A 14,468-nucleotide genomic window follows, 5' to 3' on the forward strand; every position below is an offset into this window, starting at 1 on the left:
TTACCTCAGCAAGGTGGCGGGATCGGCGCGGCGCAAGCTGCGCATGGCGGCCAGACCGGACACGATGGCCAGGCCCATGCCCAGCGCGAGGCAGGCCAGCGTGGTCCACGGATCGAGCGCCACCGGCACGCTGCGGCTGCGCGCAATGGCCAGCGCGATGGCGCCGAGCACGGTGCTGCCGACCAGGCCCAGCGCGCCCACCCAGAAGGCCTGTTCCATCACGACACGACGCAGTGCACCGACGCCGACGCCCAGGGCGTTGAGCGTGGCGTATTCGCGCACCGAACCGATCACTGCAGCGACCAGGGTCTGGCTGGTGATCACGGCGCCAACCAGGAACACGATGCCGGCAAGGAACAATACGCCCGCGCCGGCGCCGGTATCGAACATCCAATAGAGCTGCGAGCGACGGGCGAAATCCTGCGCGGTCCACACGTCGTACTTGCCGAACGCACCATTGCCGCGCAAGCGCGCCGCGACATCGTCGGCTGCAGCCGGGTCGCGCAGCTTCGCCACGAAATACGTCATGCGATTGGCATTGGATGGATCGGTATCGAGTTCGGCCGCCGTGGCCAGCGAAGCCACCACGTTCACGCCCCCCAGCGCACGCAGACCGCTGCTCACGCCGACCACACGCACGCGATGGCCGTTGATGACGGCGCTATCGCCTACCTTCACGCCGAGGCTGTCCAGATCGGCGCGATCGACGATCACCGCATCCGGTTCGTTCAAGCGCGCGCGCAGGGCGGGCGGCAGCGCATGCGCGAACAACATGCCGTCGGGACGTGCATTGATGCCGGACACGAATACCGACACGCCGCCCGTATCACTGGGGCCACGCCAGTCGGCATCGACCCAGTGGAACGGTTCCACTGCGGTGACGGCCGAATCCATGCGCAGTCGCATTTCCACGCCCGAATCGATCGAGCGGCCGAGGTTCACGCTCTGTGTGCCCGGATAGCCGGCCCACAAATCGGCCGACGAACCGGTGATGTAGACGCTGGCGCTGCCGAAGATGCCGAGCACCAGCGCGGCCTGCAGCAATTGCAGCAGGCCGGCGAAACCGACAGCGAGGATCGCCGGCAGAAAGCGGCGCCATTCGTAGATCAGGGTTTTACGTGCCAGCGCGACCATCAGTCCGTGCCCTTTGCGACGGGTGCGTCGGAAGGCGGCGGGTTGGGCATCGGCGGGTTGGGCATCGCTGCGCCACCCAGGGCCTTGTAAAGCGAGACATAGGCGAGGTCGCGCGCGGCGATGGCGCTGACCAGTTCAAGCTGTGCACGCTGGTTTTCGATCAGGCCTTCCTGCACGTCGAGCTTGCTGCCCAGGTTGAGTTCCTCGCGCTTGCGCAGGGCGGTGATGCTGCTGTCCAGCGCCACGCTGGCGCGCTGCGTGGCGTCCTCGCGTGTGCGCGACTGCTCCAGGTCGCCCATCGCCGTTTCCGCTTCCGCCACGCCTTGCAGCACGGCCTGGCGATAGGCGTAGACGGCGGCCTTCAGCTCATGATCCTTGGCGTGTGCCGCGGCCACGCGCTGCCCCCAGTCGAACAAGGGCACATCGATGATCGGGCCGAACGAGGAAATGGCTTCGCCGGTGTGCGCGCGATAGTTGGACAGAATATTGGTCGACCATTGCAGCGACGCGCCCAGGCCGATATGTGGATAGATGTCCGCGCGGCTCATGCCCAGCTCGCCGGCGGCGCGCAGCACTTCGGCTTCGGCGCTGGCGATTTCAGGACGTGCGCGCAGCATGTCGGCCGGTGCGGTGGTGAGCTGCCAGGCACCCAGGCGCGGTTGTGGACCGGGCGTGAGCCACGCCAGATCGGGTTCGGGCTGTCCCAGCAGCAGGGCGAGCTGCTGCACGCAGGCGTTGATGACCTGCTGGGGTTCGGTCAGCGCGGCCTCGGCGCGGGCGAGTTCAGCCTGGGTCTTGGCGACCTCGACTGGCGCCACCAGCCGCAGTTGTTCGCGCACCTGCACCAGCTGCAGCTTTTGCTGCTGGGCATCGCGGATGGCCGTGAGCAGGCGGGCCTGCTCCTGGGCCGAGCGCAGTTCGATCCAGCGCCGACTGACTTCGGCCACCAGGGACACCTGCGCACCGCGCAAGGCGGCCGCCGCGCCGTTCTCCTGGCCTTGGGCCGCGCGCTTGCTGCTTTGCCAGGCGCCAAACAGCGGAAGCTCCCACACGGCATCAAAGCCGACCACGAAATACGAAGCCGTGGTGTCCGGATCGATCAGGTCGTTGGTGCGCCCGTGCAGGTTGGGCAGGTAGGGATCGTGGGCGTGGTGGTTCAGGGTGCGCGCGGCGCGCAGGCGCTCGGCGGCCTGGGCCACGTCCAGGTTGTTCTGCAGGGCGCGATCGATCAGGGCGTCCAGCTCGGGGTCACCCAGCGCGGTCCACCAGCCCTTGAGGTCGGCGGAGGGCGGCGCCACGCCGGCCGGCGCATTGCGCCAGGTCTCGGGGAGGGGCGGCTTGAGTTCGGGCAACGGGGCCACCGAGCAGCCGGCCACCAGCGCAAGTCCACACGCCAGCAAGGCACTGATCAATGGACGGCGATCCCGGCGAGGCGCAGCTTCCATGTTCGGCAGATCCGGGTTGTTTCGACGCTGAAGCACGAAGTTCCTGAGATTTGAGCAACGGCACGACAGGGAGTTCCCTAGCATACCGGAGCAAGCCTTCAACTAGCTTATTGACGGCCGACACCAGAATACCCGTTTTTACGCAGCAACTTTCGGCAAGAAAGGGGGCCGAAAGGGGTGTCTTTCTAGTCTTGTCATCACACTGCATTGGCGGAGCTTCACCGAGTGACAGGCTGGACCATCCTCTGCGATTTCGACGGCACCATTTCCGTCGAGGACGTGATCGACTCCCTGCTCGACCGTTTCGGCCGTCCCGGCTGGGAAACGCTGGAGCAGGACTGGCGTGCCGGCCGCATCGGCTCGCGCGAATGCATGACCGGGCAGGTGGGTCTGCTGGACATGACCCAGGAAGCGCTGGACAAGCATCTCTCCTCGCTGTGGATCGACCACGCGTTCCCGGCCTTCGTGGCCAGGACGCGCGAATTGTCGACCCCGCTGCGGGTGGTGAGCGACGGCCTCGACTACGCCATCCACAAGATCCTTGGCCGTTACGGCCTGGACGATCTGCCGCTGGCCGCCAACCACCTGGCTCCGGCCACGCCGCCGCGTCAGTGGCAGCTGACCTCGCCGTTCCAGGCGGACGGTTGCCGCAGCGGCACCTGCAAGTGCGCCGTGGCGGCCCAGGCCGCCAAGACGGGCACCAAGACCCTGCTGATCGGCGACGGCGCCTCGGACTTCTGCGCGGCCGACCGCGTCGATTTCGTGTTCGCCAAGCATCGCCTGATCGAGCACTGCCGCGCCGCCGGCATCCCCTATGTGCCGATCACCGGCTTCGAGGATGCGCTGGAGCTGCTGCCCCGTCTGCTCGACGGCAGCCTGCTGGCCGAACACACGCCGGGCGAACCGGCCGTGGCCGTCACGATCCCCTGAACGGGCCTCGCCCGTTCCACCCCTTTCTGATCTATTCCGGATTTCCTGATGAACGCATACGACAAGAACGCCGCTGGCGTCGTTATTCCCGACGCCCAGCTGCTGGCCGATGAGGCCCAGTGGAGCTCCTTTGGCGATACCGTGCATTACGTCGATCCGCCGAAGATCTTCCGCCACGGCGAAGGCAGCTGGATGATCGATACCGCCGGCACGCGCTTCCTGGATCTGCAGATGTGGTACTCGGCCGTGAACTTCGGTTACGGCAACAAGCGCCTGAACGACACGCTGAAGAACCAGATCGACGTGCTGCCGCAGGTGGCTTCGCAGTACCTGCACCAGACCCGCATCGAGCTGGCCAAGACCATTGCCGTCGACGCGCAGCAGAAGTTCGGCCTGAAGGGCCGCGTGCACTTCAACGTCGGCGGTGCGCAGGCGGTGGAAGACTCGCTCAAGCTGGTGCGCAACTACACCGGCGGTAAGAGCCTGATGTTCGCCTTCGAGGGCGGCTACCACGGTCGCACGCTCGGCGCTTCGTCGATCACGTCGAGCTACCGCTACCGTCGCCGCTTCGGCCACTTCGGCGAGCGCGCGATGTTCGTGCCGTTCCCGTATCCGTTCCGCCGCCCCAAGGGCATGACGCCGGAAGAATATTCCGATGCCTGCGTGCGCCAGTTCGCCCGCCTGTTCGAAACCGAATACAACGGCGTGTGGGATCCCAAGGTCAATCAGGCTGAGTACGCCGCGTTCTACGTCGAGCCGATCCAGGGCACCGGCGGCTACGTGCTGCCGCCGATGAACTTCTTCAAGGATCTGAAGAAGGTGCTGGACCAGTACGGCATCCTGATGGTGGTCGACGAAATCCAGATGGGTTTCTGGCGCACCGGCAAGCTGTGGTCGATCGAGCACTTCGGCGTGACGCCGGACATCATCGTGTTCGGCAAGGCGCTCACCAATGGTCTGAATCCGTTGTCGGGCCTGTGGGCGCGCGAAGAGCTGATCAACCCGACCATCTTCCCGCCGGGCTCCACGCATTCCACGTTCAACTCCAACCCGCTCGGTACCGCACTGGGTCTGGAAGTGATCAAGATGGGTTACGAGCTGGACTACGAGACCAGCGTGCCGAAGAAGGGTGCGCACTTCCTCGAAGGCCTGCGCGACCTGCAGAAGCGCCACAAGGAAATCGGCGACGTCGACGGCCTCGGCCTGGCCATGCGCGCCGAGATCTGCACCGACGACGGCTTCACGCCGAACAAGGCGCTGCTCGACAAGATGGTCGACATCGGCCTGGCCGGCGACCTGGAGCACAACGGCAAGAAGATCGGCCTCGTGCTCGACGTGGGTGGCTGGTACAAGAACGTGATCACCTTCGCGCCGTCGCTGGACATCACGCACGAAGAAATCGACCTGGCCATCGCACTGCTCGATCAGCTGCTGACCAAGGCCAAGAAGGCGATGTAATCAACACGACGCCGCGGGTGAAAACCCGCGGCGTCTGTCTGTGGTTTGTCTCAAGTAGTTCCCATGCAGGGGAAGTGTGACGAACGGCGATGCTCATGCATCGCCGTATTTTTTTGGGCGGCGTTTGTCGGCTCGAGCGAGTTACCTCTCATCCGTGCACTCATCTAAGCGACAGCGCGCAGTCCGACTGCTTGTGGTCGCTCGCTGACACCGCAAGCAAGTGCAATGAAAAGTCGGACATTTTCTCTCGGTAGAGAAATCGACCGAAGTGCATTTGAGAGCGCGCCTTATTTGTTCAAGTTCAAGTGATTTCTAGCATGGCGGCGATTTTACGTTGCTGCCTTCGTTCGCTGGAAAGGACTTGTCGTGAACAAAATCTATAACGTCGTTTGGGATGCCCAGAAGCAGTGCTTCGTGGTCGCTTCTGAGTTGGCCAAGGGCCACAAGAAGCCGGGATCGGCCAAGCTGAGTCTTGCCATTGCAGGCGCCTTGTTGGTCGGCGGACTCTCCGCACCTGCCATGTCGGCCACGGGCTCCGGGCTCAAGGCTGGCCTGGCCCTGATGGCCAACTATTACAGCGTCAACGATAGCGGTGTGCAGGGCGGCAACTACAACAGCGACGGTGCGACCGGAGCAAACGCTCTTGCGGCAGGTGTTGGCGCGAGCGCTGCCGGCAGCTCGGGCGTGGCCGTCGGCACCGACGCGAGCGCTTCCGGCAATTCCGCGATCGCCATGGGCGACAGTTCGGTTTCCACTGGTCTGATGACCACCAGCGTGGGCGCGGGCGCGCAGGCGATCGCCGACACCGCCACCGCGTTGGGATCAACCACTAGTGCCACCGGATTCGGCAGTACCGCCGTGGGCTACGGCGCGAATGCGGCCGGTTCCCGTGCCTTGGCTTCCGGCTATGGCACCAGCGCCAGCGGTGATAATTCGACTGCCTTGGGCAATAGTGCCAAGGCCTTGGTCGCCGATGGCGTCGCCCTCGGCAGCAAGTCAGCAGCCAACACGGCAGCGGGCATCGCCGGCTACGTGCCAGCCACGGCGACGGCGGCGCAGGCCGCGGCTATCAACGCGACGAAGAGCACGCTCGGTGCGGTCAGCGTGGGCGATGCCGCGACCAACAAGTTCCGCCAGATCACCAGCGTGGCCGCAGGTACGGCGGACAGCGATGCAGTGAACGTTGCCCAGCTCAAGGGCGCCACTGCCGATGCCGTGCTCTACGACGGCAGCGCGCACGACAGCATCACGCTGGGCGGTCCCGCCTATAACCCGGTCACCAAGGCCGGCGGCACCAAGATCACCAATGTCGCCAACGGCGTGGCCCCAAGCGATGCGGTGAACAAGTCGCAGCTGGACGATCTGGCCAATACGCCGCTGACCTTCGCCGGTAACAGTGGCACGGTGCAAAAGAAACTGGGCGACACCATGTCGATCCAGGGTAAGGGCACCACGTCCGGCACCTACGTCGGCGACAACCTCAGGACCGAGGTGGACGCGAGCGGCGTATTGCAGGTCGAGATGACCGACAAGCCGGAGTTCACCAGCGTCACGACGGGCAACACCACCATCGATACCAACGGTGTGGTGATCACGGGTGGTCCCAGCATGACCGCCAACGGCATCGATGCCGGCGGACAGAAGATCGGCAATGTTGCCGCGGGTACGGCGCTCACGGATGCAGTGAACGTCAACCAGCTTTCCACTGCGGTGAACGGTGCCAAGTCGCACTACTTCAGCGTCAACGATGGCGCCGTACAGGGCGGCAACTACGACAACGACGGCGCCACCGGCACGAACGCCTTGGCCGCAGGCATGAGCGCCGGGGCGGCTGGCAACTCGGCAGTGGCCGTCGGTCCCAATGCGAGTGCGTCCGGCACGTCGTCGGTTGCGGTGGGTGATGGTTCCGTGTCGATCGGCCTGATGACGACCGGCGTGGGTGCGAACGCTCAAGCGCTCTCCGACACGGCGACTGCCTTGGGATCGACCACCAGCGCCACGGGTTTCGGCAGCACGGCCGTGGGATTTGGGGCGAATGCGGCCGGTGCCAGGACGCTGGCCGGCGGCTACGGCGCCACCGCCAGCGCCGACAGTTCGATCGCGCTGGGCAATAGCGCCAAGGCTTTGGTGGCCGATGGTGTGGCCATCGGCAGCAAGTCGGTGGCAAATACCGCAGCAGGCATCGCTGGTTATGTGCCGGTAACGGCGACCACAGCGCAGACGGCAGCGATCAATGCCACCGCGAGCACGCTCGGTGGCGTCAGCGTGGGTGATGCGGCCAGCAATAAGTTCCGCCAGATCACCGGCGTGGCCGCCGGTACGGCCGACAGCGATGCGGTGAACGTGGCACAGCTCAAGGGCGCCACCGCCGATGCCGTGATTTACGACACCGGCGCGCACGACAGCGTCACGCTGGGCGGTCCCACTTACGATCCGGTGAGCAAGACCGGCGGCACCAAGATCACCAATGTCGCGGACGGCGTGGCGCCCAGCGATGCGGTGAACAAGTCGCAGCTGGATGACCTGGCCGATACGCCGCTGAGCTTTGCCGGCAACACCGGCACGGTACAGAAGAAATTGGGCGACACCATGTCGATCCAGGGCAAGGGCACTACGGCAGGCACCTATGTTGGTGACAACCTCAGGACTGAGGTGGATGCGAACGGTGTCTTGCAGATCGAGATGACCGACAAGCCGGAATTCACCAGCGTGACCACCGGCAACACCACCATCGACACCAACGGTGTAGTGATCACCGGTGGTCCCAGCATCACCGTCAACGGCATCGATGCGGGTGGCACGAAGATCACCAACATCGCCGCCGGCACGGCGCCGACCGATGCGGTGAACGTCAGCCAGCTCACCACCACGGTGAATGGCGCCAAGACGCATTACTACAGCGTCAACGACAGCGGTACGCAGGGCGGCAACTACAACAACGATGGTGCCACCGGTGCCAATGCCATCGCCGCGGGCGTGGGCGCCAAGGCCATCGGCGCATCGTCCACGGCCATGGGCAGCAACGCCCAGGCCAACAATGACAACGACGTGGCGCTGGGTGCAGGCTCGGTCACCTCCAGAAGCAATCCGATTTCCAGCGTCACCGTGGCTGGGCAGACCTACCAATTCGCCGGTGCCAACCCCACCAGCGTGGTGAGCGTGGGCAGCAAGGGCAACGAACGTCAGATCACCAACGTCGCCGCCGGGCAGCTCTCCGGCGACAGCACCGATGCCGTCAATGGTTCGCAGCTGTATGCCACCAACCAGGCGGTGGACGTGCTCAACGGCACGATCAACACCATCAACGGTGGCGGCGGCATCAAGTACTTCCATGCCAATTCGTCGCTGGCCGACTCGCAGGCGGTGGGCTCCAATTCGGTGGCAGTCGGCCCCCAGGCAGTAAGCACGGGTGCCGACAGTGTGGCTATCGGCCATGGCGCTGCAGCAAGCACCAACAACAGTGTCGCCTTGGGTGCGAACTCGGCGACTGGGCCAGTGAAGGGCACGTCGGGCGCCACCATCGCCGGTGACAACTACACCTTTGCCGGCGCCAATCCCACCGGCACGGTGAGCGTGGGCGCGGCGGGGCAGGAACGCACCATCACCAACGTGGCGGCGGGGACGCTCTCGTCCACCAGCACCGACGCAGTGAATGGCTCGCAGCTGTATGCGACCAACCAGGCAGTCGACAAGATCGATGGCCGCGTGACCACCGTCGAGAACACGGTCAACCACATTGCCGGCGATATCACCAACATCAGCACGGGACAGGCCGGCATGTTCCAGACCAGCACCGACCAGAAGGCGCCGACCCCGACGCCCACCGGCAACAACTCGGCCGCAGGCGGTGCAGGTGCAACGGCTTCGGGTGATAACAGCCTGGCGCTGGGCAATGGCTCGCAAGCGAGCGCCAACAATAGCGTCGCTATCGGCAATGCCTCTGTCGCCGATCGAGCCAACGCGGTGTCGATGGGTTCGTCGGGCAACGAGCGTCAGATCACGAATGTTGCTGCGGGTTCGCAGGGTACGGATGCGGTGAACGTGAGTCAGTTGAAGGCAGCGCAGGCAGGTGGCGTGCAGTACGACGTCAACAGCGACGGCTCCATCAACTACAACGCGGTCACCCTTAATCCGAATGGTGGCGGCGCCAGCATCCACAACGTGCAGGCGGGAACGGCGACCACGGATGCGGTGAATGTGGGACAGCTCAATGACGCGGTGGTCAATACGCAGAACTGGGCAAAGAACTACACCGACCAGCAGATCAACCAGATGGGCAAGCGTGCTTATGCCGGTACGGCTTCCGCGCTGGCAACGGCCAATATTCCGCAGGCCTATCAGCCCAATCAAAGCGTCGTGGGCGTGGGCATCGGCAATTACCACGGGCAGAACGCGATTTCGGTCGGCCTGTCCACGATCACTGAAAGTGGTCGCTACATCCTCAAGGCCAGTGCGACCGGCTCGCAGCAGGACGGTCTTGGCGTGGGTGTGGGCGCGGGCATGGCCTGGTAAGGACCGGCCATGAAGATTCCTCTGCCGTTGCGGCAGAGGGATCTTCATGGCTCTTGTATTCATCGACATAAAGGCTTGCAAAAAAAAATGCACATCAACACCAAGTTCTTCAAGCTCGCGCCACTCTTGCTGGCGGCCGCGTTCGCACTGGCGGCCTGCGGCAATGTGAGTCGCAACGTCCACGCGGATGGTCAGTCTGCCGACTCCATCAATTGGCCGCACATCGACGACACTACGCCGCTGCACAAGGGCGGGACCTTTCCCAACCTCGACAACCTGGTCCGCGTGCACGCGGGCTTGAACAAGCAACAGGTCAGCGATCTGATTGGCTACCCCCATTTCAGCGAGGGTATATGGGGCGTGCGCGAGTGGAACTACGTCTTCAACTTCCGCGAACCGGCGCAGAGTGATCACGTGGTGACTTGCCAGTTCAAGGTTTTGTTCGACACCGACAAGCTGGCGCAACGCTTCTACTGGCTGCCCGAGGAGTGTGCGCGTTTCCAGCAGGTGGCCAAAGCGCCGGCGCCCCCGCCGGTCGTCGTGGCTCCCGTCATCAACACCGAGCGGTTCACGCTGGGCTCGGATGCGCTGTTTGCATTCGATCGGGCGGGACTGTCGGATATGTCGGCCGAAGGTCGCGCCAAGCTTGACCAGCTCGCCCAGGGCATCATCGTGCATGCGGGCCAGGTGCAAAGCGTGCGCGTGATCGGTTACACCGACCGTCTGGGCAGCGATGCCTACAACGATGCGCTTTCGCAGAAGCGGGCCGACACGGTGAAGGACTATCTGATCTCGCACGGCGTGGACAGTCGCCTGATCCAGGCCGAAGGTCGCGGCAAGCGCAATCCGGTGGAGGCATGCGCCCTGACCGAACGCAGCGCCTTGATTGCCTGCCTTGCCGCGAACCGCCGCGTTGAAGTGCTGGTCACGGCGTTGAAGTCCGAGCCTCGCGTCGGTTGAGCCCATCGCAAGTCGTGTAGCGTTGAAGCCTTGCCCCGCCTTCGAGCGGGGCAAGTCGTATCAGGCGTTGTGCTTGCTCGTATCGTGTCGGTTGCGCTTGCGCGATCGCCTATCCGATAGGGAATTGAGTCCGGTCGCCTCAGTGCCATGCATGGATGAGTCGCTCGCGTGAGCGATGAGCGAGGGGGGCGAGCTTGCTTCGCCGGCTTCGCTGAAACCGGCGGTGATTTCCGGGACGGCAACCGCTATCGCGTTGGCGGGCGCAGCAGGCAACGCAGTGCCATCATCGCTGCGCGAAGCGCAATGCTGCAGCCGACCATCGATCTGCGCGCCAGCGATCACCACGATCGAGCCATAGCAAACGTTGCCGGAAACGCGAGCTGTCGCTGCCAGTTCGAGCCGTTCCATCGCGTATACATCTCCGCAGACGCTGCCATGGATGATCGCCGCCGGGACACGTATATCTCCCTGCACGAGGCCTTGCTCGCCGATCGTCAGCAGTGCGCCTGGCTCGATCGCCATGATTTGCCCATCGATCTCACCCTCGAGGAACAAGCTGCCCTCGAAGTTGACGTCACCCGTGATGCGGGTTCCGTGAGCGATCAGGCTGGTGGCGAGGGAGTGTGCGACTTGTGTCGGGCGTTTGCGATTGAACATGCGACCAGGTGTAGTCATGTCGGGTGGATGGCGCCGAGTGCCAGATTGAATCTCAGCGGCGGAAAATACGTGTCCTGCAGCGGCGGCGGAGTGATCGTCGGCACTGGCGGGCTGAACAACGCTTGCTGCAACAGTCCGCTCACGCGCGCCACGTAATGCGGCAATGGCCAGCGCGCCGGCCAGTCGCCGACAAAGCGTTCCATGGCATCGGTCCAGGTGAGCGCCGATTTGGCGTCATGGGCGGCCAGGGCGCGTTCAATTTCGCAGGCCGCCGTTACAATCGCACGACGCAGCACCACGCGGGAGCGGACCTTGTTGAAGATGGGGTCGGACAAGCCCAGATCCGCGATCATTTCTCTGGTTCCCGCAAAGCGGTCGCTCTCCAGCCGTTGTTGCGCAAGCTGGCGCAAGTCCGGTTCCGGGCTGTAGATCGCCACATGCAGAATCAGCGCCCGATCGGTTTGCACCTCGACCAGCCGAAGGCGGGTGGCGAATTCGGGAGCTCGCTCGTGGGTGCCCGCCATCAAGGAGAAATAAAGGGCGCGGGCATGCGCGCGATTCTCCGGATCGGTTTCGGTGTACGAAGCTTCCTGGGCTACCGCGAGATCAGCGCAGCGCGATAGGGCGGCTCGCCGCACTGATGGATCGGGGTCGGAGAGCGCCAGTCGAGGAAGTGCGGCAAGCAATTTGTCGTCGCGGCCAAATTCAGCGGCGACACGTCGAAACAGCGACGTGTTGTGTTGCCAAATGGAGCGCTGTCTGGTCTTGGCCATCGCAGGGAGTCGTGGTTGGCATCGTGCCCACGTTCCCGCGGTACGTGGCGTCTGCACAGGCAAGGACGTGCGGCGTTCGACCTGCCGAGGTCGGGCGCGCCCGGTCCTTGCATCAGGCCATGCATGTTCCACGACTTCGCCCGCACAAATACATCAGACTGCTCTGAAAGGGCGATTCAAACGCTGGTGCTGCGCTTGCGCGCGGCGCAGGCTCAGCTGACGGAGCGGGAGGTGCGTGCGGGCGAGAACAGGATCTCCACGCGCAGGCCACCGGTCGCGCCATTGAGAAAGCGCACGGTGGCGCGATGGCGCTCGGCAATACGCTGCACGATGGCCAAGCCCAGGCCCGTGCCTTCTTCCGTCATGCCCGGCACGCGGAAGAAACGTTCGCCCAGGCGCTCAAGGAAGGCAGGCGGCACGCCAGGCCCGTTGTCTTCCACGCTCACGCATGGGCCTTCGCTGAGCACCGATACGCCTATCGTGAGAATGCTGCCACGGCCCGCGTAGCGCAGGCTGTTGTCGATCAGGTTGTCGAGCATCTCCTGCAGCGAAAGGCGATCGGCGTCGATCCACACCGGTCCGGCCGGTCCCTCGTAGCCAAGATCCACGCCCGCGGCGATGGCATCGTGCACGCGCACACCCAGCAGTTCGGGAATCACCTGCGCGAGATCCAGCAGCACACAGGGCGCGGTTTCGTTGAGGTCGGGCGATTGTGCGCGCGTCAGCGCGAGCAGCTGGCTGGACGTGCGACTGGCACGCTGGGTGAGTCGCAGGATGTGCTGCAAGGCATCGGTGACCGTTTCCTTGCTCGGATCAACCTGGGCGCGTTCGACGTGTACGCGCAAGCCGGCAAGCGGCGTCTTCAGCTGATGCGCGGCATCGGCAATGAAGCGTTCCTGCAAGGCCAGCATGCCGCGCTGGCGTGCGAACAGGCCGTCGATGGTGCGCGTGAGCGGAAGGATTTCCACCGGCACATCGGCATCGCCGATCGGGGCGAGGTCGTGTTCGCGCGCGGCCAGCCGCGCCGTGAGTGGATCAAGCAGGCGCAGGCCCACGCGCACGCCGTACAGCACCAGGAAGAACACGCTGGCGATCAGCAGGGCCTGGGCCGGGATGCTCAGCAGCAGGATTTCACGCGCGCGTTGGTGACGATCGTGGAAGGTCTCGGCCATGGTGACCGTAAGCTGGTCGGTCGGATCCTGCAGATTGGGTATGCGCACCGTCGCCGCACGCAGCTCGCGAAACTTCTGCGTGGTCGTGACCAGCGAGGTGGTGTAAAGCGCTGGCTCGCCGTCGGAGCTGGCGCCGCTCAACGGCGCCGGCTGCAATTCCGCAGAACCGGCCAGCAAGCCGTGCTTCTGGCTGCTGACGTTGAAATAGTTGTGGCCTTCAGGCGCGTACTCGAGCAGAAAGCGCGCCTGCGGCGAGATCTGTCCGCCCAGGTCTTCCTGGCTGAGCATCTGCGCGAGCGTCATCGCATCGTCGCCCAGATCGCGGTCGTGCACGTGGTTGGAGTAGATCAGCGCACCGCCGTAGGTGATCAGACTCTCGACCACCAGCAACATCATCAGCGGCACCAGCAGCGACGACAGCAGGCGATGGCGCAGGCTGGGCCGGCCATCCGGTTCGATGATCCGATAAAGCCAGGAGTCGTCCTGCTTGGCCGCCGGCCGGTTCATGCCTTGGCGTCCTTGCCTTCCTTCACTTCTTCAAGCAGATAACCCAGGCCGCGGATGGTGCGCACTTGCGTGCCTGAGTCGGCCAGCTTGCGGCGCAGGCGATAGATGGCGATGTCCAGGCCGTTGTCGGTGAGTTCTTCGTCCCAGCTGCAGAGGGCTTCCACCAACTGGGCGCGGCTGGTCACGCGATCGGGGCGTGCAGCGAGCGCTTCGAGCAGGCCGAATTCGCGCGCCGTAAGTTCCAACGCCTTGTCGTCGATCCAGGCGCGATGACCGGGAAGATCCAGCCGCAGCCGCCCGATGGTGAGTTCGGGTGCGCCCTGCGAGGTGTAGCGGCGCAGCAGGGCGCGCACGCGCGCCTCGAACTCGGCCAGCGCAAAAGGCTTCACCAGGTAATCGTCGGCGCCCAGGTCGAGCACGCGTACCCGCTCGCGCAGGCCTTCGCGGGCCGTGATCACCAGCACAGGCAGGCCGGTGCCGCGCTTGCGCAGGCGCTGGAGCACGTCGGCGCCGTCCAGGTGGGGCAGGCCCAGGTCGAGGATAAGCAGGTCGTACGGGGTGTCGCGCAGCGCTGCGTCGGCCTTGGCGCCGTCGGTGACGCTGTCCACCGCATGGCCGCCCTGGCGTAGCGCGGCGCTGACACCGGCGGCAATGGAGGGGTCATCCTCGGCGATCAGTATGCGCATGGGGCTATCCAGCAGGGGCGGTGGGTCGGTGGGTGGGGAAGTGCGAGACCCATCATCGTTGAATTGCGAGTGATTCTCATTTGTGGCAACATTCCAGCCCTACGTCAGGAGCGGGCGGCCCGAATGGTGGGAAGCTTAGCGCCCTGGTGGATGTTGAGACAGCGGGCATGCGACTGGGTTGCATGACCCGTCCACGCGGTTTGGCGCTGATCCAAGAGAGATGATCCAAAGGCT

Annotated in this window: 9 protein-coding genes and 1 pseudogene; 4 read left to right on the plus strand and 6 right to left on the minus strand. The window is 64.6% G+C overall.

The features are described 5' to 3' along the window. Both AC1DE1_RS09055 and AC1DE1_RS09060 read right to left on the minus strand, forming a co-directional pair. Complete coding sequence (locus AC1DE1_RS09055; RefSeq protein ID WP_441602639.1) at positions 1–1,134, minus strand: ABC transporter permease; 1,134 nt, start codon at positions 1,132–1,134, stop codon at positions 1–3. After that, the gene (locus AC1DE1_RS09060; protein WP_441602640.1) at positions 1,134–2,615 is read right to left on the minus strand and encodes a TolC family protein; all 1,482 of its coding nucleotides are present in this window, start codon (positions 2,613–2,615) and stop codon (positions 1,134–1,136) included. Before AC1DE1_RS09060 ends, AC1DE1_RS09055 begins: the two co-directional genes overlap by 1 nt. A 189-nt stretch (positions 2,616–2,804) precedes the next feature. On the opposite strand from AC1DE1_RS09060, the gene AC1DE1_RS09065 reads away from it, so the two are divergent. From AC1DE1_RS09065 to AC1DE1_RS09080, 4 genes and pseudogenes are all read left to right on the plus strand, one after another. Next, complete coding sequence (locus AC1DE1_RS09065) at positions 2,805–3,509, plus strand: MtnX-like HAD-IB family phosphatase (protein ID WP_477175438.1); 705 nt, start codon at positions 2,805–2,807, stop codon at positions 3,507–3,509. Positions 3,510–3,557: 48 nt separating this feature from the next. Then, the gene (locus tag AC1DE1_RS09070; protein WP_121878372.1) at positions 3,558–4,967 is read left to right on the plus strand and encodes an aspartate aminotransferase family protein; all 1,410 of its coding nucleotides are present in this window, start codon (positions 3,558–3,560) and stop codon (positions 4,965–4,967) included. 381 nt (positions 4,968–5,348) lie between these two features. Further along, positions 5,349–9,479 (plus strand): annotated as a pseudogene (locus AC1DE1_RS09075) (YadA-like family protein); the annotation flags it as partial. Positions 9,480–9,566: 87 nt separating this feature from the next. Then, entirely contained in the window at positions 9,567–10,439 is an 873-nt protein-coding gene (locus AC1DE1_RS09080) for an OmpA family protein (protein WP_477175439.1), read from the plus strand. 60 nt (positions 10,440–10,499) lie between these two features. Here the strand turns inward: AC1DE1_RS09080 and AC1DE1_RS09085 are convergent, their stop codons facing one another. The 4 genes from AC1DE1_RS09085 to AC1DE1_RS09100 form a co-directional block, all read right to left on the minus strand. Continuing rightward, positions 10,500–11,096, minus strand: coding sequence for a bactofilin family protein (locus AC1DE1_RS09085; RefSeq protein ID WP_477175440.1), 597 nt, complete (start codon positions 11,094–11,096; stop codon positions 10,500–10,502). A 14-nt stretch (positions 11,097–11,110) separates the two neighbouring features. Next, positions 11,111–11,926, minus strand: a complete 816-nt coding sequence (locus AC1DE1_RS09090; RefSeq protein WP_477179060.1) for a hypothetical protein — start codon at positions 11,924–11,926, stop codon at positions 11,111–11,113. Positions 11,927–12,081: 155 nt separating this feature from the next. Continuing rightward, positions 12,082–13,548: a sensor histidine kinase gene (locus tag AC1DE1_RS09095; RefSeq protein WP_441602646.1), complete on the minus strand. Its 1,467-nt coding sequence runs from the start codon at positions 13,546–13,548 to the stop codon at positions 12,082–12,084. After that, positions 13,545–14,234, minus strand: a complete 690-nt coding sequence (locus tag AC1DE1_RS09100; protein ID WP_046969994.1) for a response regulator — start codon at positions 14,232–14,234, stop codon at positions 13,545–13,547. Before AC1DE1_RS09100 ends, AC1DE1_RS09095 begins: the two co-directional genes overlap by 4 nt. Positions 14,235–14,468: the final 234 nt, after the last annotated feature.

The sequence above is a fragment of the Dyella sp. 05T440 genome (assembly GCF_056395965.1).

Coding starts and splice junctions, on each gene's coding strand:
- AC1DE1_RS09055 (WP_441602639.1), bottom strand. CDS start 1,134: ATGGTCGCGCTGGCACGTAAAACCCTGATCTACGAATGGCGCCGCTTT.
- AC1DE1_RS09070 (WP_121878372.1), top strand. CDS start 3,558: ATGAACGCATACGACAAGAACGCCGCTGGCGTCGTTATTCCCGACGCC.
- AC1DE1_RS09080 (WP_477175439.1), top strand. CDS start 9,567: ATGCACATCAACACCAAGTTCTTCAAGCTCGCGCCACTCTTGCTGGCG.
- AC1DE1_RS09085 (WP_477175440.1), bottom strand. CDS start 11,096: ATGTTCAATCGCAAACGCCCGACACAAGTCGCACACTCCCTCGCCACC.
- AC1DE1_RS09095 (WP_441602646.1), bottom strand. CDS start 13,548: ATGAACCGGCCGGCGGCCAAGCAGGACGACTCCTGGCTTTATCGGATC.
- AC1DE1_RS09100 (WP_046969994.1), bottom strand. CDS start 14,234: ATGCGCATACTGATCGCCGAGGATGACCCCTCCATTGCCGCCGGTGTC.